We start from the raw sequence: 24,768 nt of genomic DNA on the forward strand, positions 1-24,768 counted from the left end.
CGGCGTCATACGCGGTGGAAACAACCGGATTTTCACTGGTAGGTCAGGGCGGCCGAATGCGCCACCCTGCGACCCACCTCGATCGGTGACGACGGCCGGCCGCGCAGGAAGCTCGCGAGGGTTCCGTTGTAGGCGGTGAGCACGTCGTCGGCGAGGTCCTGCGCGTTCGCCCCGGCCACCGGTTTCGCAAGGTGCAGGAGTCGCTCGGCGAGCAGGTCGCTGTCCGCCGCGAGCATCTCGCCGATCTCGTCGGTGGGTTCGGCGAACTCCGTCGCTGTCGCGAGGAAGGCGCACCAGCGGGCGGGTGATTCCGAATCGTCGCGGTACGCAGCGAGGGCGTCGAAGATCGCCAGCAGACGTCCGATGTCGTCGTCGGCGTCGACCACGTGGCGGTCCCACACCGCGCGCCATTCCGTCAACCGGACCCGCAGCGCCTCGGCGACCAGGGATTCCTTGCTGCCGAAGTGCGTGTACAGGGACGCCGCGGAGGCTTCGGCCCGGCGCAGCAGATCGTCGACGGGTGTCGCCCTGATCCCGCGGTCGAAGAGCATCTCCTCGGCGGCCCGGAGCAGACGGGTACGTGCAGCAGGACGAGCCGTGGACATGACCACACTGTAACGCTCGTTCTGATGAAACGATCGTTTCGGCGTAGAGTAACGATCGTTCTGGTCTTCGATCCGTTCGGGGGACGCGATGCATCCACTCGTCATCGCCGGCACAGCCCTGATCGCGACCACCTACGGGCTGGCGCGGTTCGGCTACGGACTCTTCCTGCCCGAGTTCACCGACTCGTTCGGGATAGGGTCGACGGTTGCCGGCGCCGTCCAGGCCGGCAGTTTCCTCTCGTACTGTCTCGCGGCGATCGTCGCGTCGAGGACGAGCGGACGCCCACGTCTCGTCGTGGCCTGCGCCGGAGCCACGGCGGCGATCGGTGCGCTGGGGGTGGCGGCTTCGACGCACACGGTCGTCTTCGCGCTGAGCGTGGTCGTCGCCGGAGCCGGGGCCGGTTTCGCCACTCCCGGTCTGGTGACCCTCGTGGAACGCAATATCGCACCCGCGCGGCAGGAGAACGCGCAGACGATCGTCAATTCGGGAACGGGGGTGGGCCTCGTCGCCGCCGGGGCTCTGGTGTTCGCCACCGCAGGTCAGTGGCGTGTGGGATGGGTCGTCATCGCGGTTCTCACCGGCGGGGTCGCTCTCGCCGTCCTCCGCACCGACCGACGTTCCGACGATCGACGAGATCCTTCACAGACCACACCTGTGCGGATCGGCGAACTGTCCCCGCTGATCCGTCCCCTCGTCGCCGCGGCACTGGCCGGTGCGTCGAGCGCGGCGATCTGGACGTTCGGGCGTTCCGTCATGAGCGACGGCACCGGCGGGGAGACCTACTCGGTGCTCGCGTGGATGGTTCTGGGCGCCTTCGGAGTGCTGGGGGCGACCGCGGGCCGGATCGTGCAGACCTGGAACCTGTTGGTCGCGTGGACGTTCACCACCACCGCCATGTCCGTGGCCACCGTTCTGCTGGGCCTGCTCCCCACATCACCGGTCCCCGCCTACATGTCCGTCGCCCTGTTCGGCGCGAGCTACATCGCGATGAGCGGGGTGCTCATCGTGTGGGCCGTGCGGTCGGTCGCCGAACGCGCAGCCGAGGGCACGGTCGCGTTGTTCATCGCTCTCGCCGTCGGCCAGGCCGCCGGGTCGGTCGTGTTCGGAGCCCTGCTGGGTTCGACGTCGACCGCGACCGCCTTCGTGGTGGCGGGCATCGTCGGTCTTCTCGCGGTGGTGCCGGCCGTGTCGCTCCCCCGGTCCCGCACTCTCACACCTGTCGGTCGGTGATCACGAGAAGCCAATCCTCATCTCCGTCCGTATTCGGCCCAGGTGTGGAGATGTCGCCGTTCTCGTCGGGAGTCGCCGGCTGCCGAGGCCCGGTCGCGTCGGCGGGGTCGATCCACTCGAGGGTCGCCGACTCCGGTACCAGAGCAGGATCGAGCCGGATCGTGCGCTGCGTCGGAACATAGACGACGGCGAGTGAACCGTCCGGTGTCCGGGCTGCGGTGACGTACTCGTCGTCGAGGACGTCGATCATCTCGTCGCTCGTCCACGGGGTGCCTCGACCTGCGACGACGAGCGGTTCGTCGACATCCGGCACGAGTTCCCACCACGGCCACGACTGCCACAGCTCGCGTATCGCCCGCAGTTGCGCGACGGCGGAGGTGTCCAGTCGGGATTCCCACCCGTCCGGGAACTCCCAATCGTCGGAACCCCGGAACTCGCCGGGTGAACCGGAGGTCAGTGCCCACAACGCCTGACGTCGGAGCGTCTCCTCGGTGGTCGGCGCCGTGTCCTCCTGGTTGTTCTCGCCTTCGTAGTTGCCCTCCGAGAACAGTGCGGGTCGCGGGTAGCGGGTTCCGTCGGCACGCTCGTAGGCCTGCAGGACCGCCTGATAGGTCGGCGCGTAGGTGTAGACGAAGTTCCAGTCCACGATCGGCTCCCAGAACGGATGATCCGTCGAGAGCAGCTTGTCCCAGCCCAGCTGGATCGTGAACGGTGCGTCGGAGCCTGCATCACGGATCCCGTCGAGCATCGCGCGCAGCACGAGGTCCGACTCGGCACCGGCCGCGAGATCCTCCGCCTCCGGCGAGTAGTCCCCACCGGTCATCCAGACGATGTTCGGGAACTCCGCGTACCGCTGCGCGAATCTCCGCCCGTATTCGAAGGCTTCCTCGGGTGTGGTCGAGGCGAACACGTGGGTGAGATTCCATCCGTCCATCGGATACAGGAACACCGTGTTCCCGTGGCGGCACGCGATCCGGAGATAGTCGTCGACGCGCGACCAGTACGCCTCGTTCCACTGCGTGATGTCGCCGTCGACGAACGGTTCGATGCCGTCGAAGGTGGCGCCTTCATAGCTCGGCCCGCCGTTCACCGGCACGACGATCGCCGACATGATCGACGCGTTGAACCCGTTGCTCTCGCGGTCGGTGAAGTACAGCTCGGCCTGTTCGGGTGACCAGTCGGCCATCCCGGACCACGGCGAGTCGCCGCGGACGAGGACGGGATCGCCGTACTGATCCTCGAAATGGCGACCGTCGGCGCTGACGGACGCGACGAATCGATGGTCGGCGGCGTCGCATTCCGCATCCACCGCCGGGACATTCGTCGGCTGCTGCTGGTCTCCGGCATCGGAGCAGGCCGCGACCAGGAGCAACACCATCGCCAGGACTGCTCGTTTCATCGCCACCCCCACCGCGCCCGTGGTACGTCCAGGCTACGGAGGAGGCGGCGCTGCGGAGCAGAATCACGGAACGCAGAATCACGGAACCCGCCGTCGGATCAGGCAGGTCCCACGGTCACCGGCGCGTCGGTGTGCTCACCCAGCTTCGGAGGCGGTCCGTACTGCGGTTCGTACCCGATCACCCGGATCGGGCTACCCACCAGACGGAAATCACCGGCGGTGACGACCATCTCGGGAGTCGCGTCGAGGGCGTCGGGCAGCGAACGGACCGCGGCCGCCGGCACCCCGAGCGGACGGAGACGGGCCTCCCAGCCGGCAGCGGTGTCGCGCGAGAGCGCCTCGGTGACCACCGCGAGCACCTCGTCGCGTCGCTGTGCGCGTTCGGCCATGGTCGGGAACCCGTCGATCCCTGCCTCGGCCGCGAAGATCCGCCAGAAGCCGTCGTGCGTGACGAACAGCGCAAGCGTGCCCTCGGCGGTCGGGAACAATTGCGCGGGAACGTAGTACGAGTGTGCCCCGTTCGGCATGCGTCGCGGCTCGGTGCCCTCGTTCAGATATGCCGAGGCGCGGTAATTGAGCTGCGACAGCATGACGTCGCGCAGCGACACGTCGACCTGTCCCCCGCGACCGGACACGATCTGCGCGAGCAGACCGAGCGCGGCGGTCATGCCCGTGGAGTTGTCGGCCGCCGAGTAACCGGGCAGCATCGGCGGGCCGTCGGGGTCGCCGGTCAGCGACGCGACACCGGTCTGGGCCTGCACGACGTAGTCGAAGGCCGGATCGTCGCCACCGTCGAGCCCGTATCCCGTGATCGCGACGCAGACGATCGTCTCGTTCCATCTGCGCAGCGCGTCGTAGGTCAGGCCGAACTTCCGGATGGCCGACGGTTTGAGATTGACGAGCAGCGCATGAGATTCGGCAGCAAGCTCGCCGAGGCGGCGCATGCCGTCGTCGGTCATCAGGTCGAGGCAGATACTGCGTTTCCCCCGGTTGAGACTCGCGAAGTAGGCGTCGCTCACCTGGCGGGAGAGATCCCCGGTGGGCGGCTCGATCTTCGTCACCTCGGCCCCGAGATCGGCCAGCAACATCGTCGCGTACGGGCCCGCGAGGATGTGGCCGACCTCGAGGATCCTGATCCCCGCGAGCGGACCTGCCGTCACCGCAGTTCCTTCACGAGTTCGGCGACGACCTCGCGGGTGCGGTACTTCGACGCGACCAGCTCGTCGCGGGTGTTGCCGATGGGCAGCAGCCGCATCGACAAGTCGGTGACGCCGGCCTCCTCGTAGCGGCGGAAACCGGCGAGGATCGCGTCTTCGTCGCCGACGATCGCCATGTCGCCGATGTCCTTCGCCTGTCCGTGTTCGAGGAGCCGCTGGTAGTTGGGCGAGATCTCCGCCTCGGCGAGAATGCGATTGGCGCGCTCGCGGGCGACGTCGACCTCCGACGGTGCGCACAGGCAGACCGGTACGCCGGCGACGATCCGCGGTTTCGGCTTACCCGCTTCCTCCGCGGCCTTGGTGATGCGCGGCGCGATGTGTTCGGCGATGGCGCGTTCGTCGGCCATCCACAGCACGGTGCCGTCGGCGAGTTCGCCGGCGATCTTCAGCATCACCGGGCCGAGCGCCGCGACGAGCATCGGCATCGGTGCGACCGGCGCGATGTCGAGGGGATTGTGGACCTTGAAGGTGTCGTTCTCGACGTCGATCGAACCCGGCAGGTCGCGCGCGGCGTTCAGCACCTCGAGATAGTCGCGCGTGTACTTCGCTGGCTTGTCGTAGGGCAGGCCGAGCATGTCCTGCACGATCCAGTGGTGCGACGGGCCGACACCGAGGGCGAGGCGGCCACCGAGCGCGGCGTGCGTCGACAGCGACTGCCGCACCAGGTGGACCGGGTGCTGTGCCTGTAGAGGCACGACGGCCGTACCGATCTCGATACGCGACGTCCGCGTGCCCATCAGGGCGACGGCCGTCAATGCGTCGAAGTCGGTGGGGATCTGCGGCACCCACACGGTGTCGAGGTCGGCCGACTCGGCCCACTCCACGTCCTTCAGCATGCGGTCGACCTTGCGGTTGGTGTCGCCCTGTTCCGGGCCGACCATCACTCCGATACGCACGATTCCTCCAGGTTCCCGAACTCGATGATGTGGGTGTGTACCGGGCTCAGGACGCCTCGGACGTCCCGGTGAGCTTGCGGATCTCGGTGACGAGCACGTCCAGCGGTGTGCTCGTGGGGAACACCGCCGCGGCGCCGGCATCGAGCAGTTTCGGCACGTCGCCCTGCGGGATCGTTCCACCGACGATGACGTCGATGTCGCCGGCGTCCGCCGCGCGCAGACCTTCGACGACCTTCGTGGTGAGGGCGACGTGGGCACCCGACAGGATGCTCAGTCCGACCACCGCGACGTCCTCCTGCACGGCGATCGAGACGATGTCCTCGACCTTCTGGCGGATGCCGGTGTAGACGACCTCGAAACCGGCGTCGCGCAGGGCACGCGCGACGATCTTCGCTCCGCGGTCGTGTCCGTCGAGTCCGGGCTTGGCGACGAGAATGCGGGCGCTCATCAGAACACCACCGGCTGCTGGAACTCGCCCCACACGTTCTTCAGTGCGGAGACCATCTCTCCCACCGTACAATACGCGTTGGCGCAATCGATCAGGGCATGCATGAGGTTGTCGGTTCCTTCCGCTGCGCGGGACAGGGCCGCGAGTGTCGTGCGCACCGCGTCGGGGTCGCGTTCGGCCTTGACCTTCGCGAGTCGCTTGAGCTGCATCTCGCGGCCTTCGGCGTCGAGTTCGTAGGTGGAGATCTCGGGTTGCGGCTCGTCGGAGGCGAACTTGTTCACACCGACCACCGGGCGGTCGCCGTTCTCGATCTCCTGGTGGATCTTGTAGGCCTCGTCGGCGATGAGGCCCTGCAGGTAGCCGTCCTCGATCGCGCGGACCATGCCGCCGTGCTTCTCGAGATCGGCCATGATCTCGACGATGCGCTCCTCGGTCGCGTCGGTGAGCGCTTCGACGAAGTACGAACCACCGAGCGGATCGGCGACGCGGGTGACGCCGGTCTCGTAGGCGAGAATCTGCTGCGTACGGAGCGCGAGGGTCGCCGATTCTTCACTGGGCAGGGCGAACGGTTCGTCCCAGGCCGCGGTGAACATCGACTGCACGCCACCGAGCACCGAGGCCATGGCCTCGTAGGCGACGCGCACGAGGTTGTTCTGCGCCTGCGGCGCATACAACGACGCTCCGCCGGCGACGCATCCGAAGCGGAACATCGACGCCTTGTCGGTGGTGGCGCCGTAGCGCTCGCGCACGATCGTCGCCCAACGGCGACGTCCGGCACGATATTTGGCGATCTCCTCGAAGAAGTCGCCGTGGGTGTAGAAGAAGAACGAGATCTGCGGGGCGAACTGGTCGATGGTCATCCGTCCGCGCTCGACCACCGTGTCGCAGTAGGTAACACCGTCGGCGAGGGTGAATGCCATCTCCTGCACAGCGTTCGCGCCGGCATCGCGGAAGTGGGCGCCGGCCACCGAGATCGCGTTGAAGCGCGGCACTTCCGCGGCGCAGAACTCGATGGTGTCGGCGATGAGACGGAGCGACGGTTCGGGTGGCCAGATCCACGTGCCGCGGGAGGCGTACTCCTTGAGGATGTCGTTCTGGATGGTGCCGGTGAGCTTTTCGCGCGGCACCCCCTTCTTCTCCGCGGCGGCGACGTAGAAGGCGAGCAGGATCGCGGCGGTGCCGTTGATGGTGAAGCTCGTGCTGATCTTGTCGAGTGGGATGCCGTCGAACAGCACTTCCGCATCGGCGAGGGTGTCGACGGCGACGCCGACGCGGCCCACCTCCTCACCGACCTCGGGGTCGTCGGAGTCGTAGCCGCACTGGGTCGGCAGGTCCAGCGCGACCGACAGTCCGGTTCCGCCCTGCTCGAGCAGGTAGCGGTAGCGGCGGTTGGACTCCTCCGCAGTACCGAACCCGGAGTACTGACGAAACGTCCACAACCGGCCCCGATAACCGTTGGGGAAGTTCCCGCGCGTGAAGGGGAAGCTTCCCGGCGCCGGCGGTTCGGCAGCGCGGTCGCCCGGCCCATAGACAGGCTCGAGCGGTATACCCGACGAGGTTTCTGCGAAGTCGTTCACGCCGGATACATTACTTGCAGAAAAAGAGAATGCCAATATCATTGCGGAGAACAGAGCTGGACAATCGAAGGCGACCAGGGAGAACGATGTCGAGTCAGAATGCCCTCAGCGACCGCACCATGGTCATCTCCGGCGCGAGCCGCGGTATCGGACTGGCCATCGCGGTCGCCGCCGCCCGTCAGGGCGCGAACGCGGTGCTCCTGGCGAAGACCGCCGAACCCCACCCGAAACTGAAGGGGACGGTGCACACCGCCGTCGCCGACATCGAGGCCGCCGGCGGCAAAGCTGTCGCGGTGGTGGGCGACGTCCGGAAGGAGGACGATGTCCAGCGGGCCGTCGACACAGCGCTCGAACGGTTCGGCGGCGTGGACATCTGCGTCAACAACGCCAGCGCCATCGCCACCGAACCCACCGAATCCCTCTCGGTGAAGAAGTACGACCTGATGCAGGAGATCAACTGCCGCGGAACGTTCCTGCTCTCCAAGGCGGCGCTGCCGCACCTGCGGGAGTCGCCCAACCCGCACATCCTCACCATCGCCCCGCCGGTCAACATGAACCCGCACTGGCTCGGCGTGCACCCCTCGTACACGCTGTCGAAGTACGGAATGTCGCTGCTCACTCTGGGATTCGCGGCCGAATACGCCGACGCGGGCGTCGCGGCGAACTGCCTGTGGCCCGAGACCTACATCGCGACCTCCGCCGTGGCCAACACCCCCGACGGTGAAGCGCTGCTCGCCGCCTCCCGCAGCCCGGAGATCATGGCCGACGCCGCGGTCGAGATCCTCTCGCGACCGGCGAAGGAGACCACTGGGCAGTGCTTCGTCGACGCCGACGTCCTGGCCGAGGCCGGGGTAACGGACCTGTCGCGGTACGGCGGCGGCGACAACCCGCGCTGGGACTTCTTCCTCGACAAGGACTGACGTTCAGTTCCGACGGACGCGGACGGCGGTGCCGGCACACAGCACGACGACGGCACCGCCCGCCACCACCGCCCAGGTCAACGGTTCTCCCAGCAGCCAGGCGGCCCAGCCGACCGTCATGATCGGCTGGGTCAGTTGCACCTGCCCGACCCGCGCCATCGGCCCGATCGCCAGGCCTCGGTACCACGCGAAGAACCCGAGGAACATGCTGACGATACCGAGATACGCGAACGACGCCCAGTGCGTCACCCCGCCCTGCGGCAGTCCGTCGGCGAACGAGACGAGGGTGAGCGTCACCATCAGTGGCGACCCCAGCACCAGCGCCCACGAGATCGTCTGCCACGCACCGATCTCCCGCGACAGCAGTCCGCCTTCCGCGTAGCCGAACGCCGCGGCGACCACCGCGCCGAGCAACAGCAGATCGGCTCGACCGAATCCTGCGACACCTCCGCCACGCAGGCCCGCGAAGGCCATGACGGCGACCGTCCCCGCACCCGCAGCCACCCAGAACGGAATCGGCGGCCGTTCGTGGGCCCGCAGCACCGCGACCACCGCGGTCGCGGCGGGAAGGATCGCGATGACGATCGCGCTGTGGTTCGCCGGTGCCGTGGTCAGGGCGTACGAGGTGAGCATCGGAAATCCGATCACTACTCCACCCGTGACGACGGCGATCCTGCGCCATTGATGTCCGTTCGGGAGTCGTTGTCCCGTGAGGGCAAGTGCGAGAGCGGCGAGGACCGCCGCGACGACCGCGCGGCCGGCGGCAACGAACAGCGGTGACATCGCTCCACTTTCGACGGCGATGCGGGTGAGCGGCACGGTCAGGGAGAAACCTGCGACGCCGAGCAGACCCCAGGCGAGCCCGCGAGGATCGGGCGATAGCACTGGCCGGTCGGATACGATAGCGCTACTCTTTGCTCTCATGTCGAACAGTAGCAGTTCCCAGCTCGTTGCGGAACTGACCCGATGGGTCGCCACCGCCGCACCCGGCGCCCGGTTGCCGTCGACGAGGTCGCTCGTCGCGCAGTACGGCGTCAGCCCCGTCACGGTGCAGAAGGCACTGAAGACACTCCAGACCCGAGGTCTCGTGGAGAGCCGCACGGGAGTCGGCACCTTCGTCCGTCAGATCCGCACGTCGAACACGATCGATCACAGTTGGCAGACGGAAGCGCTCGGAACGGCACCGCCGCTCCCCCGTGCCTCCGCCGCCCTGCGCACCGTGCCGAACGACGTGATCACGCTCCACTCCGGCTACCCCGATCGCACATTGCTCCCCGAACGCCTTGTCCGCGGAGCATATTCACGCGCGTCCCGCAGCGATGCCGCCGTCGGACGGACACCGGCGGCGGGACTTCCCGAACTGCAGGCGTGGTTCGCCGCGGAACTGGCGGAAGCGACGAATGCGCGCACCGCTCCGCCGTCCGCGGGGGACGTGATCATCACCCCCGGCAGCCAGAGCGGACTCGGGTCGATCTTCCGCGCGCTCGTCGGCGCCGGCAATCCCCTCGTCGTGGAGTCACCGACCTATTGGGGTGCGATCCTCGCGGCCACGAAGGCGGGTGTGCAGCTCGTCCCGGTTTCCAGCGGACCCAACGGACCCGATCCCGACGAACTGGCCCGCGCCTTCGACCGGACCCGGGCGCGCGCCTTCTACGCGCAACCGAACTTCGCGAATCCCAGCGGGGCGCAATGGTCGTCGTCGACCGGTGATCGGGTCCTCGACGTCGTGCGCGATGCGGGAGCATTCGTCATCGAGGACGACTGGGCCCACGACTTCGGGATCTCGACCGAGTCCGTTCCGCTCTTCGCACGCGACGACTCCGGCCACGTCGTCTACGTCCGCTCGCTGACCAAGAGTGTCGCGCCGTCGGTGCGGGTCGCGGCGATCGTCGCGCGAGGACCCGCTCGCGAACGCATCCTCGCCGACGTGCAGGCCGAATCCGTCTATGTGAGCGGCGTTCTCCAGACGGTCGCGCTCGACGTCGTCACCCAGCCGGCATGGCAGACCCATCTGCGAGCCGTGCGTCGCGAGCTCGAATCGCGTCGTAACCTCCTCGCGAGCGAACTTCGCGAGCTTGCACCGGATGTGGCTGTCGACGGGCTGCCACCCGGTGGTCTGAACCTGTGGGGCAGGCTCCCGGACGACGTCGACGCCGAGGTCGTAGCGCGCGAGTGCGAGGCTGCCGGGGTGCTCGTCGCGGCGGGCGGCGAATGGTTCCCGGCGGAGCCCACCGGTCAGTACCTCCGGCTCAACTTCGCAGGACCGAATCCCGCGGCCTTCCGGGAGGCCGCCCGGGTCATCGGGCGGGTCGTCTCCGGCGGGTGAGGACGGGCGGTCATCACCGGCTCGTGCGGCGCCGGCGGGCCCTTCGCACCCGGGTGCGTTCGTCCTCCGTGAGCCCACCCCAGATCCCGTAGCGTTCACCGGAATCGAGAGCGTACTGAAGGCACTTCTCCCGCACCGGACAACGAGCGCAGACCTTCTTGGCCGAGGCCATGCGGTTCTCTCTCGCGTCGCCCCGCTCGTTGTCCGGGTGGAAGAACAACGAGCCGTCCGCGTCGCGACAAGCCGCGTCCATCTGCCAATCCCATTCCTCGGCAACGGGAGGCGGCAGATAGAGCAACTTCAGCGCGGGCATGTCCTATCTCCCTCCGTCGCGCAGGGTGCGGTAGACCTCGATCAGGTGGTCGGTCGAGGCGTCGCCGGTATCGGGGGTCTCATCACCCGCGAGCACCGCCTGCAGCGCGGTGGCCTGGGTCTTGCCGAGTTCGACGCCCCACTGATCGAACGAGTCGATCCCCCAGACGATGCCCTGGACGAAGGTCTGGTGTTCGTAGAAGGCGATGATCTGCCCCACCACCGACGGGGTCAGTTCGGGGGCGAGGATCGTCGTCGACGGCCGATCACCGGGCATGACCTTGTGCGCCACCAACGCCTCGTCGACCCCTTCGGCACGCACCTCGTCGGCATCACGGCCGAAGGCCAACACTTTGGCCTGGGCGAACATGTTCGCCAGCAACAACACCTGCATGCTGGTGGCGCCGTCGCGGGCCGGTAGATCATCGCCGCTACGGGCCAGGCCGAGAAAGTCGACGGGGACGATCTCGGTGCCCTGGTGCAGCAACTGGAAGAAGGCATGCTGACCGTTGGTACCCGGCTCGCCCCAGAACACTTCTCCGGTCGGACACGAGACCGCGGTGCCGTCGGCGCGCACGGACTTGCCGTTCGATTCCATGGTCAGTTGCTGCAGATAGGCCGGCAACCGCGCCAGATCCTGCGCATAGGGCACCACCGCCCGCGACCGGTGGCCGAGGACGCTCGCATTCCACACCCCGATCAACCCCGCCAGCAGCGGTGCGTTCTGTGCCGGGTCGGCGGTGGCGAAGTGGGTGTCGAGGGCGTGCATGCCGGCGAGGAACTCACCGAACCGGTCGCGGCCGATGGCGCACATGACCGCCAGCCCGATCGCCGAACCGACCGAATAGCGCCCGCCGACCCAGTCCCAGAACTCGAACATGTTCGCCGGGTCGATGCCGAACTCGACCACCCGCTCGGTGTGGGTCGAGACGGCGACGAAGTGCTGGGCGACGGCGTCTTCGCCGAGAGTGTCGACGAGCCAGCGGCGGGCGGCGGTGGCATTCGACAGGGTTTCGAGGGTGGAAAACGTCTTCGACGCGACGATGAACAAGGTGGTGGCCGGGTCCAGATCGGCCAGCGCCGCGGTCAGATCGGCGGGGTCGACGTTGGAGACGAACCGCGCCGCCGGCCCGTCGTGGAAACGCCGTAGTGCGCGGGTGACCATCGCCGGCCCGAGATCGGAACCGCCGATGCCGATGTTGACGACCGTGGCGATCTTCTCGCCGGTGGCGCCGCGCCAGTCGCCGCTGCGGAGGCGGTCGGTGAACTGGCCCATCCGGTCGAGCACGGCGTGGACATCGGCGACGACATCGACCCCGTCGACCACCAGTGCCGCGTCGCGGGGCAGGCGCAGGGCGGTGTGCAGCACCGCGCGGTCCTCGGTGACGTTGATGTGCGCACCCGAGAGCATCGCCTCGCGAGCCGCGGCCACACCCGTCTGCTCCGCCAGCTGCAGGAGCAATTCGAGAGTGCGACCGGTGAGGCGTTGTTTGCTGAAGTCGACCACCAGATCCCCGGCGTGCGCGGTCAACGCCTGCGCCCGCTGCGGCTCGATCGCAAACAACTCCCGCAGGGACACCGCGGCGATCTCGTCCCGGTGGGCATCGAGGGCTCGCCAGGCCTCCGTGGTCGTCACATCCTGTGTTTCCGTATCCATGTTTCTTCCAACGTCTTTCGTCACGCGAGTGCGCGCAGGCGCGGGGCGAGGTCGCGCTCGAACAACTCCAGGAACCGCTTCTGATCATGACCCGGCGCATGGAACACCAGATGATTCAATCCCGCATCGACATACGCCTTGACCTTCTCGACCGCCTCGTCCGGATCCGACGCCACGATCCACCGCTTGGCGACCTGCTCGATCGGCAACGCATCGGCCGCCGCCTCCATCTCCATCGGATCGTCGATGGAATGCTTCTGCTCCGGCGTCAGCGACAGCGGCGCCCAGAACCGGGTGTTCTCCAGCGCCTTGTCCGGATCGGTGTCGTACGAGATCTTGATCTCGATCATCTTGTCGATCTGCGCGACATCCCGCTCCGCCTTCCCCGCACCCTCGGCCACGGCCGGCAGGAGTTTGTCGGTGTAGAGCTCCATGCCCTTACCCGAGGTGCAGATGAACCCGTCCCCCGCGCGTCCGGCATAGCGCGCCACCACCGGGCCGCCGGCGGCGACATAGACCGGGATACCGCCCTCGGGCACGTCGTAGATCGACGCCCCCTTCGTCGTGTAGTACTCGCCCTCGAAATCCACCCGATCGCCGCGCCACAGCTCGCGCATCAACCGCACCGATTCGCGCAGCCGGGCGAAGCGTTCCTTGAACTCCGGCCACTCCCCGGCGTATCCGGTGGCGATCTCGTTCAGAGCCTCACCGGTGCCGACACCGAGGAAGATCCGCCCCGGATACAGACACCCCATCGTCGCGAACGCCTGCGCGATCACCGCCGGGTTGTACCGGAACGTCGGGGTCAGCACGCTCGTGCCCAACTGCAAGCGTTCGGTGCGCTCCCCCACGGCGGTCATCCACGCCAACGAGAACGGCGCATGCCCACCGTTGTGCCGCCACGGCTGGAAATGATCCGACACCGTCGCCGAATCCATCCCGTGCGACTCGGCCAGCACACCCAACTCCACCAACTCGCGCGGGCCGAACTGCTCCGCCGACGCCTTGTATCCCAACTTCAGCATTACCGTGCAACCTCCGAACAACGTGGTGCCAGCGAAACGATCACGCACAATCGCGCAAATCCTGCACGAAATCATGCACACTGAGCGTCGACAGTGTCAATATCCACGCAAAGGTGTGTCGCCCGTGCGTTATGGTCGTGCACCGACCCCGACCACGGCGTCCGAGTACCCAGAAATTCGAGTGCCCAGAGCCCTAGGAGCAATCGTGTCCGCGACCGCACGGCGACGTGAGATCTTCCACCGAATCCTCGCCGACGGATATGTCGATGCGAAGACCCTCTCGGCCGATCTCGGCGTCGACGCGTCCACGATCCGTCGCGATCTCGATTCGCTCGCCCGCGAAGGGAAGGTCGAGCGCACGCACGGGGGTGCCCGAGCGGTCGAGGGCGCGGGTCACGAAGTGCCGTACGCCCTCAAGAAGGACGTGCGCCGCGAGGAGAAGGCGGCGATCGCGGCGGTAGCGGCCGCCATGGTGTCCGACGGCGACAGCGTGGTGCTCGACAGCGGTTCCACGACCTACGAGGTGGCCGTGGCACTGCGCCACAAGGCGTCGCTGACGATCCTCACGAACGACCTGCGTATCGCGAAGTATGTTGCGGCATTTCCCGACGTCCGGCTTCTCGTGTCCGGAGGCGAGCTCCTCGGTTCGGTGTACACCCTGGTCGGCGACCACGCCGTGCAGTTCCTCTCGGACTACTCCGCCGACTGGGCGTTCCTCGGCGCCGACGCCGTGCACCCCACCGCCGGCATCACCAACACCAACACGCTGGAGATCCCGATCAAGCGAGCGATGATCCGGTCGGCCGAGAAGACGATCGTCGTGACGGATCATTCGAAGTTCGGAGAGCGCGCACTCGCCCGCGTGGCGACTCTCGACGAGATCACCTCCATCGTCACCGACGACGGTCTCGACGAGGAGCATCGCGCAGCCTACGGCGACCGACTCGTCATCGCTCCGAAGTCTTGACATACAACCATTCGGTTGTACATTTGGAGATGTGAGCGGAGACGACGAGGACCGGGCCGATGCCCTGTTCCACGCGCTCTCCGACCGGACCCGTCGCGACATCATGCGACGCGTCCTGGCCGGGGAACACTCGGTGTCCGCTCTCGCAGCGAACTACGACATGTCCTTCGCTGCAGTGCAGAAACACGTCGCCGTGCTGGAGAAGGCCGGTCTGCTCGTGAAGCGACGCAGCGGTCGCGAGCAGTTGGCCAGTGGTGACGTGACGGCAGTGCGGTCGGTGGCGTCCATGCTCACCGAGCTGGAGCAGGTCTGGCGCGGTCGCATCGCGCGCATCGACGAACTCATCGCATTCGAATCCCCCGAGGAAGGCTGAGAAATGCCTGTAACCGACGTCCGGCACGACTCCGACACATTGACTCTGACAATCACCGCCGAGTTCGCCGCCCCGGTGTCCCGTATTTGGCAGATCTACGCCGATCCCCGTCAGCTGGAGAAGATCTGGGGACCCCCGACCTTCCCCGCGACGGTGGTCGACCACGATCTGAAGCCCGGCACCCGCACCACCTACTTCATGACCGGCCCCGACGGCGAGAAGTACGCCGGCTACTGGGACATCACGGCCGTCGACGAACCGACGAGCTTCTCGTTCGCGGACGGTTTCGCAGAGCCGGACTTCACCCCGAAGCCGGAGCTGCCCGTCTCACGCAGCGTCTACAACTTCGAGGAGTTCGAAGGCGGCACGCGCGCAACCTATGTCAGCACCTACGAGAGCGCCGAGGCGCTCCAGCAGGTACTGGACATGGGGGTGGTCGAGGGCGCCTCGTCCGCCATCAACCAGATCGACGACCTGGTGGCTGCCTAGCAGCACCGAAAAGCCGACGTCCCCTGCTCTTTCCGGACGAAACGATCCGGAGAGCAGGGGACGTCGGAAACCTTGCCGTCTGCGCGACGGAGAATCGAAGATTCAGTCGCCCAACGGAATCAGAGATTCCAGTCGCCGAGACCGTCCCAGCCGTTGAGGGTTCCGCCGGCGGTGTTCTGCACGATCACCGGATCGCCCTTCTTCGCATTCTCGTAGAACCACTTGCCGTCCTCGGTGCTGACATTGAGGCAACCGTGGCTGACGTTGGTGTTGCCCTGCGCGCCGACCGACCACGGTGCGGCGTGGAGGAAGATGCCGCTGTTGGACATCCGCGTCGCGTACTCGACGTAGGTGCGGTACCCCTCGGGGCTGTCGACGGGAACTCCGTAGGTCGACGAATCCATGTACATGTCGCGGTACTTCTCACCGACGATGTACGTGCCGTTGGGAGTGTCGTGGCCGGGCTTGCCGAAGGACGTCGGCATGGTGCGGACGACCTCCCCGTTGCGGGTCACGGTGATGGTCTTGGTGTTGTTGTCGGCGACCGTCACCAGGGCATCGCCGATGGTGAACGACGACTGCGCGTCGCCGGCCTTCACCGTGACCGCGGTGTTCGCGGGCCAGAACTCGAACGGCTTCCAGCGGACCTGCGTGTTCGACGCCCAGTAGAAGTGCCCGTCGACGGGCGGCTGCGTGGTGATGCGGATGGCGCGTTCGGCGGCTGCACGATCTCCGACGGCCTCGTTGAAGCGGATGATGATCGGCTGTGCGACACCCACTGTCTCCCCGTTCGACGGGTTGACGGACGGAGCGGAGAACGGGGCGGCCGGCTCGGGAACGAGCTGGGGCGGAAGCTGCGGCGGCGTCACCCCGGGCGGCGTGAGTCCTTCGATCAGCTCCTGGACACTCGGCACCTCGGGCCCACCGGGCCACAGCGGTGCCGCGCTCGCAGGACCGGCGGTGGCCAGTGCCACGGCGGCTGCGCCCACGAGTGCAGCACCGATCCGCGCAGATCGGCGGCCCGTGCGGCGACGGTTCGACAAAGCTCGCTTTTCGAACATTCCACAACCCATCGTTCAGCGGTGCGCCGCGCCTTATTTCCCCTGCGCGGCGTGCTCGTACCCGTTCATTAGATACAGGACGGTTACGGACGGGCAATTCGAATGCGGGCCGTTCCGGCGTTTTCCCAGGTCAGCGGACCGAGTGGTCTATTACGAATGCAGACGGCCACGGCGCGAGTGAACGGATATCACCCGCGCCGCGGACCGGCGGTCACACCATTTCGGGCACGTCGAGGTGTGCGATCGCGAGTTCGAACTCACCGGTGTCGAGAACCGTGGCGCCCGCCGCCCGGGTCACCTCGGCACGGATACCATCAACGCGTTCCTTGTTGCGGTCCATCGCCTCGGCGCTGTCGAACGTCAGCGAGGACACTCCGCGACCGCGGGTGCGGTCGATCATCAGGCTGGCGCTGCAGAAACCCTCGAGTTCCTCCATCCTGGGCAGCGCCGCCATCTTCCACATGTCCGCGCCACGCTCCAGCTGGGCAGGATCGAGCTCTACCCACGTGACACGGCAGCAGGACCCTCGGCTCGCATGGTGATCGCGGTGCATGACCGCGATCTCCCAATTGGCCACGTCCGTGGTGGCGTGGAACATCCGGGCCGCCTCGTCCCGGAGCATGCGTGCCATGCCTTCGCTGGAGCGCAGCACGTCCCCGTCCCGCCAGGAGCTGGTGGCGATGCATCGGCCCGAGCCGCGGTCGATCAGCAGGGACAGCCCCAGGCAACCGTCGATGTCCGCCAGGGCAGGCATCACGATGTCGCGTATGTGCTTGATCCCGGCGTCGATATACGACGGATGCGCATGAATTGTGGTGGAGCGTGCAAACACGATCGGCACCCCTCTCCTCAGGGCGGCGCCGACACGGCGTCGCCGGTCGTTTCGGCGCGACCCCCCACCCGAAACCACCCGTGTTCACACTGCTCCCCTACTCGGCCGTAGGCAATAGACGACCGGTCTGCGTCTGCCATCCTCGAAGGGTGGCGGCATCGAGCGGTATCGACCGCATCGGTCCCGGCGACCTGACCGAACTCGTCTCGGACGTGGGACGGGCACCTCTGAATGTCGGTGCTGCGATCTTCTTCGCCGGTGAGAACCTGCGTGATCCGACGACACTGATGGCGGTGCTCACCGAACGACTCGTCGGGATCCGCCGGCTGCGGCAATGCCTGATCGAGCCGGCGCTCGGGCTCGGACGTCCCTACTGGATCGACGACGACCACTTCGACGTCGATGCTCACTTCTCACAGATGCGCTGCCCAGCTCCCTGCGACAGGGACGCTGCACTGATGCTCGCCGTGGACGCGGTCACCCGTCCGCTGTCTCGATCCCGACCGTTGTGGCGCGCGGTTCTCGTCACCGACATCGCGGACCCGAACGGGCACACGGCGTTGGTGATGGTGCTGCACCACGTCATGGCCGACGGGATCGGCGGTCTGGCGATCCTGGCGCATCTCGTCGACGGCATGGACAGCACGCCGTCCATGCGCGAACAGCGCACATCCGGGCAACCGAGTGCGCGAGAACTTCTCTACGACAACATGATCGGCCGTCTGCACACGCTCCGCCGGGCACCGCGGGCCGTCGCACGACTTCCTGCCGCATGGGCGGAACTCGGGCGAGGCGCCGGCGGACGTGCCCCGCGTTGTTCGCTCAACGCGCCCACCGGTGTTCGTCGTGCGGTCGGGACCGTCGAGGTGGAGCTGGGCACCGTCCGCCGAGCGGGAGGCCGATGGGACGCGACGGTCGACGACGTGCTGCTGGTCGCGGTCGGTGGTGCCCTCGGCACGATTCTGCACAGGCGCGGCGAGTTCCCGCCCGAGCTGGTGATCTCGGTACCGATCTCCGCCCGCACCGCCGACACGAGTGGGCAGCTGGGTAATCGCGTCGGTGTCATGCCCGTCCGGGTACCGCTGGACGGGACCCCGGAGGGCCGGCTGGTATCCGTCTCCCGCACCACCCGGCTACAGAAGACGAACGTGCGGGGGTTGTCCGCCGAGCTGCTGGGTCCGGTCTTCCGCGCGCTCGCGGCCGCGGGGGTGTTCCGTCGGTTCGTGGACCGGCAGCGTCGGGTCAATTCTTTCCTGTCCGACCTGCCGGGACCGTCGTCGACGATCGCCGTGGCCGACGCACCCGTCACGTCGATCGTGCCGTTGATCGTCAGCACGGGGAACGTCGCTGTCGCCTTCGCGGCACTGTCGTATGCCGGCACGCTGACGGTCGCGGTCGTCGTCGATCCCGACGTCGCCCCCGAGGTCCGTGACCTCACGGAGGCCGTGCGAGAACAGTTCCGCTCGATCGTTGCCTCCGCACAGTGACCGCGGGTCGCTCCGATGTGGCGGTCGGGAAGCGAGGATCGGGGTACCTTGCTGGGCATGTCGGAGGAGATCGCCGAGATCCGTACCCTCGCCGATGCCCGGAAGGTGTTGGCATCGCAACCGTTCAGCGTCCTGCTCGGAGCTCGTCTGACCGAATACGAGCGCGGCCGAGCGGTACTGGAGATACCTTTCAGGGAGGAACTGCTCCAGCAGTTCGGTTTCGCGCACGGCGGGGTTCTGGCCTACGCGGCCGACAATGCGCTCACGTTCGCCGCGGGCACGGCCCTCGGACCCTCGATCGTGACGACCGGCATGAGTCTCGACTACCTGCGGCCCGCCGGGGGCACGCTCCTACGCGCGGTCGCCACCGTCGTCAGCAACAGTCGCAGGCAGGCGTTGTGTCGTTGCGAGATCTACGCCCTCGCGGAGGACGGCGTGGAGAAACTGTGTGCCGCAGCGCAGGGAAGCGCTCGCGTGATCGACCTGAACGGGTGAACGACGGAACCACCGCATGAAGGTCAGTTGGGTTGGGGTCCGAGTTCGACGATGCGGGCGGCGATCGTCGCTACCGGCACATTCGATTCCTGCGACAAGGCGACCATCATCGCGAAGGCACGATCGGCGTCCACGGCGAAGCGTTCCATGAGCATGCCCTTGGCCTGGCCTATGAGATCCCGGGATGCGATTGCCGAGTGCAACTGCATCTGCCGACGACTCGAGACGAAAGCGATCGCGGCGTGGGCTGCGAGCACCTCCCCGATGTGAATCGCCGCCTCGTCGAAGGCATGTGCTTCGGCGGAGAACAGGTTCAGCGCTCCGGCCTGCATGTCGTGGGTATAGAGCCGGAACGACACGACGCTGCGTACCCCGGCTTCGACGGCTGCAGGCGTGAACATGGGCCAGCGCGACTCGGTGGCCAGATCGTCACTGCGGGTGAACACCGTGTCGACAGCGGAATCGACGCACGGCCCTTCTCCGACCCGGGCCTGCAATGCATCGATCTGTGGCGGCAACTGTGACGTCGCTGCGTGCGATTCGAACTTTCCGCGGCCGGTGATGACGAGGACGTCGGCACTGTCGGTGCCGGGAATCAGTTCCACAGCGGCGGTCGTGATCCGTTGCAGAGTCGTGTCGAGATCCGTACCCGCACCGTCGAAGGACCGCGCGAGCTCGGCCATCGTGCGGCTCAGACGGTCGGGGTTCAGGTCGGACATGAGGCACACCTTCCGAAAGGTCGGTGCGCTCGTCGGCGGCACCGATGGCAGTACAAGCATCGGCACCGTCACAGCGACACCGAGGTACGGGACCACCAGCCTATCCGCGTGATCGGTCCGGACAAGGGGCCCAGCGGCACATGCAGAGACGCTCGAGACCTCGGTCCGTCGTTCAGGCCAGTCCGAAGATCCTGGCCAGACGCATATCGGAGTCGTACAGGGCGTCGGTGTCGAAGGTGGAGGCGGAGCTGAGCACCTCGTTCGCGCCGGTGGAGGCGATCAGCTTCTCGAGCCCCTCGGCCACCTGATCCTCGGTTCCGGCCAGCGAACCCTTCGCGGTCTCGTCGACGATGCGGCGGCGACGCTCGGTCATCGGCTGCCGGCGGATCTCCTCGACCGGGGACAGCGGCGGAAACGCACCCGCTTCGCGCGAGACGGCCATCGCCCAGGCCTCCGGAAGCTGCAACTCCCGAACTTCCGCTTCTGTATCGGCGATGAGGATGTCGAGGCCGACGACCACATAGGGCTCCGCGCCGGGTGTGCCCGGGCGGAAGTCGGCGCGATAACGATCGAACGGTTCCGATCCCTGCCGCAGAAGAGGCCCGGCGACGACGACGGGCAACCCCAGACGCGCTGCCAGTCGCATACCCTGCCCCGTGCCAAGGACGAAGATCGGAGGCGGCTCGGACAGTCGAGGGCGCACCGTCAGTTCGGCGGTGCCGTGCAGATAGCCGCGCAGTTCCTCGATGTCGGCGGCGAAGTCGTCCGCGTCGGCCGTGTGAGTACGCAGCGCATCGCGCACGGGTGCGGTGAATCCGAGGGAACGACCGACACCCAGATCGATTCGTCCGGGGTGCATCGCTTCGAGCATCGCGAACTGTTCGGCGACGACGATCGGTTGGTGATTGGGCAGCATCACCCCACCCGAGCCCACCCGGATCCGGCTCGTCCGATCCGCGATCGCACCGATGAGCAGCGGCGGAGCACCCGACGCGATGCCCGGGACGGCATGGTGTTCGGCCACCCAGAAGCGGTGGTAACCGGCTGCCTCGGCGAGTTCGGCGCGACGCAGGGTCTGCCGCAATGCGGCAGCGTCCGGCTGCCCCTCCCGGGTCCGGGAGCGGTCCAGCAACGACAACGCCACCTGCACGGTCGTCTCAACACCACAACCGTCGCGGATCTTCCCTGCGGGTCAGGGATCTTCGGGCCCCCAGGCGCGACCGGCTGCGATCCAGTCCCCGTGGAAGTGGAGTTGCCCGTGCTCCGACGCCTTCTGCGCCGCGGCGACACCGTGCGCATCGGCGACGTACAGCAGGAGGTTGGCAATGGCGTTTCCGACAGCGACGACCTGGTCGCGGGCATCGCTCGCTCGGATCGCCACCTCGGCGAGTGCGCGCCCGGCACCGATGGCCCCCGCCAGGGACTGGTGCTGGAGCTGGGTGCAGCCGGGACGACCGCAGGACAGACACAGGTCCGATACGTGATCACCCGTCGGAGTCCTCATGTCATTTCCTGCCGAAACATAAAGCCAATTATGTCCGATTTCGTTTCGGTGCCGAATGGGAGGTGCCGACGCGCTCGACAATTCCACTCCGAGCGGCGAGCCGAGACAGCCTGCACACGGCATGGAAATGCACCGCTCTGCGCGTAATGACTTGCGAGTCAGCGCAATTCGACGTTCATCATTTCGGTACGAGCGACCGTGCGATCACGCTCGTCGGCAAGAGCGAGACGACGCTCGTCGTTCATGTAGCCGTCCAGCGCGTCCTGCGATTCGAAGGTGAAGAATTGGATTTCGCGGGGTCGGCCCTCGGGGCCGTCGGTGACGGACCGCTGCACAGCACCGTCGGTGACGCCCCGCTGCACGACGCGACCACCGTGGTCGCCGACGAGCCGGAGGACCGCGTCCTCGTACGCGCTCATCGCCTCATCCATACCGGGCTTCGCCCACAACAGGACACACAGTGAGATCGCCATGGCGGCACGCTACCCGACCCGACGCCGCATCCCACTCGGCGTCCCGGACGAACTGTTCACGGCCGCGGGTTCTTCCGGGTCCACCGTGGCCGGTCGCTGCGGGTGGCCGCCGTGCAGCGACGACACGGGACGACTCCGTGCTCGCCCAGTTCCGCCAGGTACAGCGCGTCGCTCCACGGCACGTGCGGAAAGCGATCGAGGCGGGCGCGGGAGAGTTGCACCCCGCACAGGGTCTGATTGGTGCCGGGCGTCCATGCGTGGGTGTCGCCGGACGGGTAGCGGATCCCGTCGGTATCGGTCCATCGGCCCGACGCAGCGACCGCCGGGCTGGTGTGCTGAGCCATGGGTCCGGATTCCCGCTACCGGACGGGATCACGCCCTCGTCCCTACGGCTCCTTCGACTCGCTGTCGCTGTCGCTGTCGTGGGAGGTGCGCGGCACGTTCAGCACGATGGTGCCGTTGGGGTCGGTCGGGAACGGTTCCACCTCGACCACCAACGAACTCTCCGGGGCGTCCGGTTCGACGTCGAACGGATCGTCCCAGGTGCGTCCCACCAGGTCCAGAGCTCCGATGTTCTCCACCGCGCGCCCCAGCCGGGCCCGACGACTCCTCACAGACTCCCCCTTCGGCGACCGGCGGCTCACGATTCGATACGGGATGCTGCGAGCATCTCCTCGATCGAGACGAACTTCAGGCGCGAGCGTCCCACCGCCGAACCGCGGGCCTTCTCCTGCTTGTCGATCTGCAACCAGCCCCGGTAATCGATGTGCTCCGGGCGCCGCTCGGCCACCAAGGTGGCGAGCTTCTCCCGATCGGCGACCGGCTCGGGCAGCTTGCCCTCGACGAAATCGTCGAGGATCTTCTCGACGGTTTCGGCCGAGCACTGCTTGTTGGTGCCGATCACCCCACTCGGACCGCGCTTGATCCAGCCGGCGGTGTAGACACCGGGCACGGGCGTTCCGGTCTCGGCGTCGATCACCCGGCCGCAGTCGTTCGGGATGACCCCGCGCCGCTCGTCGAAAGGCAGCCCGGCCAGCGCGGTGCCGCGGTAGCCGATCGAGCGCAGCACCAATCCCGCTTCGAGGGTTTCGGTCTGCCCGGTCGGGCGGGCCTCGAGACGGCCGTCGACCTCGACGAGTTCGTTGCGTTCGAGCGTGATCGACTCGACCACACCGTCGCCGGAGATCTCCACCGGCGAGGCGAGAAAGCGCAGCACGATCCGCTTGTTGCCCTCGGTGGGGGTGCGCTGCGCAAAGCCCTCGACCTGCCGCACCTTCAGCGCCAGGCGGGGTTCGACCTCCGGATCGTCGATCAGCGCGCGGCTGACCGGATCGAGTTCGACCTCGACCGGGTCGACGACCACGTCGACGCCGGGCAGCGAGCCGAGCGCGAGCAGTTCCGGGTTGGTGCAGGCGGCCTGCGCCGGGCCGCGCCGGCCCACCACCACGACCTCACGGATGTTCGACTTGCGCAACGCCTCGAGCGCGTGCTCGGCGATGTCGGTGTGGGCCAGATCGTCCGGGTCCATCACCAGCGCCCGCGCCACGTCCAGGGCGACGTTGCCGTTGCCGATGATCACCGCGCGCTCGGCCGACAGGTCGAAGCTGCGGTCGGCGAAATCCGGGTGCCCGTTGTACCAGGCGACGAACTCCGTCGCGGCGTGCGAACCCGCGAGATCCTCACCGGGGATGTTCAGCGTGCGATCACTTGCCGCGCCGACGGCGTAGATCACCGCGTGATGGTGCGCGAGCAACTCCTCGTGGGTGATGTGGGTGCCGACCTCGACGTTGAAATAGCACTGGGTGTTCTTGTGGCCGATGGCACTGCGGAAGACGTCCCCGACACCCTTGGTGCTCTGATGATCGGGGGCCACACCGGCACGCACCAGCCCGTAGGGGGTGGGCAGGCGATCGAAGATGTCGACCTGCACCGCCGAATGCGTCACCAGATCCATCGCGGCATAGCACGCCGCCGGGCCGGATCCGACGATCGCGACCCGCAAGGTGCCCAGCTCGGCGGGCAGCTTGCGGCGCGTGCGCAGTTCGGGCCAGTCCGGCCCGATCGGGTATCGCCGGTAGTACTCGGCGTTGATCTCGAGATACGGCTCCTGCGCCGGGGTCAGTTCGTTGTCGGCGGCGATCGCGTCGACCGGGCACTCGTCGACGCATGCTCCGCAGTCGATGCACGTGTCCGGATCGATGTACAGCATCTCCGTCGTCGCGAAGGGGGCTTCGTCGGGCGTCGGGTGGATGCAGTTGACCGGGCAGACCTCGACACAGGAGACGTCGTTGCAACACGCCTGGGTGATTACATAAGCCACAGTTCTACCTGCCTACAGTGCCGATTCCGGACAACGAACGGCCTCAGACTAGTACACGTTCCAGTTTCGGTCGAGAACCGCGTTCTCGAAATAATATCATTGTATTTCCGACTGTCGAGACACGTCAGATGTCCGTTTCGGTGCTCGACTCGATGCGGAAACCGATCTTCAGAGTGACCTGCGTGTGGGCCACCCGACCGTCGTCGATATGGCCCCGGATGTTGACCGTCTCGAACCACTCGAGATGACGCGTGGTCTCCGCTGCTCGCGCCACCGCTTTCGCGATCGCGTCGTCGACTCCCGTCGTCGACGATCCGACGACCTCGATCACCCGGTAGACATGGCTCATGGCTGAACTCCTCGAATCGGCGATGCTCCGATTCGGATCGTCCCGCCCCCGAGCGACCCCCGTCCCCGGAACCACGAAAATGACAG

General features: G+C 67.2%; 28 protein-coding genes. 8 read left to right on the plus strand and 20 right to left on the minus strand.

The annotated features are described in order from the left end of the window. Nucleotides 1–32: 32 nt before the first annotated feature. Nucleotides 33–605, minus strand: a complete 573-nt coding sequence (locus tag ACWPOC_RS11455; RefSeq protein WP_230790406.1) for a TetR/AcrR family transcriptional regulator — start codon at nt 603–605, stop codon at nt 33–35. Nucleotides 606–693: 88 nt separating this feature from the next. On the opposite strand from ACWPOC_RS11455, the gene ACWPOC_RS11460 reads away from it, so the two are divergent. Then, nucleotides 694–1,836 carry an MFS transporter gene (locus ACWPOC_RS11460; RefSeq protein WP_120280541.1) on the plus strand — a complete coding sequence of 381 codons (1,143 nt, stop codon included), beginning with the start codon at nt 694–696 and terminating at the stop codon, nt 1,834–1,836. Here the strand turns inward: ACWPOC_RS11460 and ACWPOC_RS11465 are convergent. The 5 genes from ACWPOC_RS11465 to ACWPOC_RS11485 all read right to left on the minus strand — a co-directional run bounded on the left by ACWPOC_RS11465 (nt 1,817) and on the right by ACWPOC_RS11485 (nt 7,373). Then, on the minus strand, nt 1,817–3,235 hold the full coding sequence (locus ACWPOC_RS11465; protein WP_455408649.1) for an apiosidase-like domain-containing protein: 1,419 nt from the start codon (nt 3,233–3,235) through the stop codon (nt 1,817–1,819). The genes ACWPOC_RS11460 and ACWPOC_RS11465 overlap by 20 nt on opposite strands. A 98-nt stretch (nt 3,236–3,333) precedes the next feature. After that, nucleotides 3,334–4,395, minus strand: coding sequence for a CaiB/BaiF CoA transferase family protein (locus ACWPOC_RS11470; protein WP_230790399.1), 1,062 nt, complete (start codon nt 4,393–4,395; stop codon nt 3,334–3,336). Further along, a complete protein-coding gene (locus ACWPOC_RS11475) occupies nt 4,392–5,348 on the minus strand; it encodes an LLM class F420-dependent oxidoreductase (protein ID WP_059384009.1) in 957 nt (318 codons plus the stop codon). The genes ACWPOC_RS11470 and ACWPOC_RS11475 overlap by 4 nt, the downstream gene beginning before the upstream one ends. 46 nt (nt 5,349–5,394) lie before the next feature. After that, nucleotides 5,395–5,796, minus strand: coding sequence for a cobalamin B12-binding domain-containing protein (locus ACWPOC_RS11480; RefSeq protein WP_059384008.1), 402 nt, complete (start codon nt 5,794–5,796; stop codon nt 5,395–5,397). Beyond that, nucleotides 5,796–7,373, minus strand: coding sequence for a methylmalonyl-CoA mutase family protein (locus ACWPOC_RS11485; protein WP_229582837.1), 1,578 nt, complete (start codon nt 7,371–7,373; stop codon nt 5,796–5,798). Before ACWPOC_RS11485 ends, ACWPOC_RS11480 begins: the two co-directional genes overlap by 1 nt. Before the next feature lie 86 nt (nt 7,374–7,459). Here ACWPOC_RS11485 and ACWPOC_RS11490 point away from each other — a divergent pair, with 86 nt between their 5' ends. Beyond that, entirely contained in the window at nt 7,460–8,293 is an 834-nt protein-coding gene (locus tag ACWPOC_RS11490; protein ID WP_455408650.1) for an SDR family oxidoreductase, read from the plus strand. A 3-nt stretch (nt 8,294–8,296) separates the two neighbouring features. On the opposite strand, the gene ACWPOC_RS11495 is transcribed toward ACWPOC_RS11490, so the two are convergent. Further along, a complete protein-coding gene (locus ACWPOC_RS11495) occupies nt 8,297–9,178 on the minus strand; it encodes a DMT family transporter (RefSeq protein ID WP_455408651.1) in 882 nt (293 codons plus the stop codon). A gap of 37 nt (nt 9,179–9,215) precedes the next feature. Between ACWPOC_RS11495 and ACWPOC_RS11500 the strand changes: the two genes are divergently transcribed. Further along, a complete protein-coding gene (locus tag ACWPOC_RS11500) occupies nt 9,216–10,619 on the plus strand; it encodes an aminotransferase-like domain-containing protein (RefSeq protein WP_230790383.1) in 1,404 nt (467 codons plus the stop codon). A gap of 13 nt (nt 10,620–10,632) precedes the next feature. Here ACWPOC_RS11500 and ACWPOC_RS11505 read toward each other — a convergent pair whose 3' ends face one another. From ACWPOC_RS11505 to fgd, 3 genes are read right to left on the minus strand one after another with little or no spacing between them, the layout of a single operon-like run. Then, the gene (locus tag ACWPOC_RS11505; protein ID WP_016696178.1) at nt 10,633–10,932 is read right to left on the minus strand and encodes a WhiB family transcriptional regulator; all 300 of its coding nucleotides are present in this window, start codon (nt 10,930–10,932) and stop codon (nt 10,633–10,635) included. Between the two features lie 3 nt (nt 10,933–10,935). Further along, a complete protein-coding gene (gene pgi / locus ACWPOC_RS11510) occupies nt 10,936–12,588 on the minus strand; it encodes a glucose-6-phosphate isomerase (protein WP_455408652.1) in 1,653 nt (550 codons plus the stop codon). Nucleotides 12,589–12,608: 20 nt separating this feature from the next. Next, nucleotides 12,609–13,613 (minus strand): glucose-6-phosphate dehydrogenase (coenzyme-F420), encoded by a 1,005-nt coding sequence (fgd, locus tag ACWPOC_RS11515; protein WP_455408653.1) that lies wholly within the window; start codon nt 13,611–13,613, stop codon nt 12,609–12,611. A 205-nt stretch (nt 13,614–13,818) separates the two neighbouring features. On the opposite strand from fgd, the gene ACWPOC_RS11520 reads away from it, so the two are divergent. From ACWPOC_RS11520 to ACWPOC_RS11530, 3 genes are read left to right on the plus strand one after another with little or no spacing between them, the layout of a single operon-like run. Next, complete coding sequence (locus ACWPOC_RS11520; RefSeq protein ID WP_230825069.1) at nt 13,819–14,580, plus strand: DeoR/GlpR family DNA-binding transcription regulator; 762 nt, start codon at nt 13,819–13,821, stop codon at nt 14,578–14,580. A gap of 31 nt (nt 14,581–14,611) precedes the next feature. Continuing rightward, on the plus strand, nt 14,612–14,953 hold the full coding sequence (locus tag ACWPOC_RS11525; protein WP_016693669.1) for an ArsR/SmtB family transcription factor: 342 nt from the start codon (nt 14,612–14,614) through the stop codon (nt 14,951–14,953). A 3-nt stretch (nt 14,954–14,956) separates the two neighbouring features. Beyond that, nucleotides 14,957–15,442, plus strand: a complete 486-nt coding sequence (locus ACWPOC_RS11530; protein WP_455408654.1) for an SRPBCC family protein — start codon at nt 14,957–14,959, stop codon at nt 15,440–15,442. A gap of 119 nt (nt 15,443–15,561) precedes the next feature. Here the strand turns inward: ACWPOC_RS11530 and ACWPOC_RS11535 are convergent, their stop codons facing one another. Together ACWPOC_RS11535 and ACWPOC_RS11540 are read right to left on the minus strand one after the other, a co-directional pair. Further along, the gene (locus ACWPOC_RS11535; protein WP_455408655.1) at nt 15,562–16,503 is read right to left on the minus strand and encodes a L,D-transpeptidase; all 942 of its coding nucleotides are present in this window, start codon (nt 16,501–16,503) and stop codon (nt 15,562–15,564) included. Nucleotides 16,504–16,714: 211 nt separating this feature from the next. Next, nucleotides 16,715–17,344 carry a hypothetical protein gene (locus tag ACWPOC_RS11540; RefSeq protein ID WP_455408656.1) on the minus strand — a complete coding sequence of 210 codons (630 nt, stop codon included), beginning with the start codon at nt 17,342–17,344 and terminating at the stop codon, nt 16,715–16,717. Between the two features lie 140 nt (nt 17,345–17,484). On the opposite strand from ACWPOC_RS11540, the gene ACWPOC_RS11545 reads away from it, so the two are divergent. Then, nucleotides 17,485–18,822 (plus strand): wax ester/triacylglycerol synthase domain-containing protein, encoded by a 1,338-nt coding sequence (locus ACWPOC_RS11545; RefSeq protein ID WP_455408657.1) that lies wholly within the window; start codon nt 17,485–17,487, stop codon nt 18,820–18,822. A 57-nt stretch (nt 18,823–18,879) separates the two neighbouring features. Beyond that, nucleotides 18,880–19,317, plus strand: coding sequence for a PaaI family thioesterase (locus ACWPOC_RS11550; RefSeq protein WP_059384713.1), 438 nt, complete (start codon nt 18,880–18,882; stop codon nt 19,315–19,317). Between the two features lie 23 nt (nt 19,318–19,340). On the opposite strand, the gene ACWPOC_RS11555 is transcribed toward ACWPOC_RS11550, so the two are convergent. From ACWPOC_RS11555 to ACWPOC_RS11590, 8 genes are all read right to left on the minus strand, one after another. Next, a complete protein-coding gene (locus ACWPOC_RS11555; protein WP_455408658.1) occupies nt 19,341–20,036 on the minus strand; it encodes a GAF and ANTAR domain-containing protein in 696 nt (231 codons plus the stop codon). Between the two features lie 172 nt (nt 20,037–20,208). After that, entirely contained in the window at nt 20,209–21,180 is a 972-nt protein-coding gene (locus ACWPOC_RS11560; protein WP_455408659.1) for an MsnO8 family LLM class oxidoreductase, read from the minus strand. A gap of 48 nt (nt 21,181–21,228) precedes the next feature. Beyond that, entirely contained in the window at nt 21,229–21,540 is a 312-nt protein-coding gene (locus tag ACWPOC_RS11565) for a hypothetical protein (protein WP_228525410.1), read from the minus strand. 158 nt (nt 21,541–21,698) lie between these two features. Next, nucleotides 21,699–22,013, minus strand: coding sequence for a hypothetical protein (locus ACWPOC_RS11570; protein ID WP_059384702.1), 315 nt, complete (start codon nt 22,011–22,013; stop codon nt 21,699–21,701). Nucleotides 22,014–22,069: 56 nt separating this feature from the next. Beyond that, entirely contained in the window at nt 22,070–22,357 is a 288-nt protein-coding gene (locus ACWPOC_RS11575; RefSeq protein WP_059384701.1) for a hypothetical protein, read from the minus strand. Between the two features lie 42 nt (nt 22,358–22,399). Beyond that, nucleotides 22,400–22,627, minus strand: a complete 228-nt coding sequence (locus ACWPOC_RS11580; RefSeq protein ID WP_155418986.1) for a hypothetical protein — start codon at nt 22,625–22,627, stop codon at nt 22,400–22,402. Between the two features lie 26 nt (nt 22,628–22,653). Next, nucleotides 22,654–24,333, minus strand: coding sequence for an FAD-dependent oxidoreductase (locus ACWPOC_RS11585; protein ID WP_455408660.1), 1,680 nt, complete (start codon nt 24,331–24,333; stop codon nt 22,654–22,656). Between the two features lie 124 nt (nt 24,334–24,457). Continuing rightward, nucleotides 24,458–24,682, minus strand: a complete 225-nt coding sequence (locus ACWPOC_RS11590; RefSeq protein WP_060650173.1) for a dodecin — start codon at nt 24,680–24,682, stop codon at nt 24,458–24,460. Between the last annotated feature and the right edge of the window lie 86 nt (nt 24,683–24,768).

The sequence above is a fragment of the Rhodococcus sp. 5G237 genome, assembly GCF_053764735.1.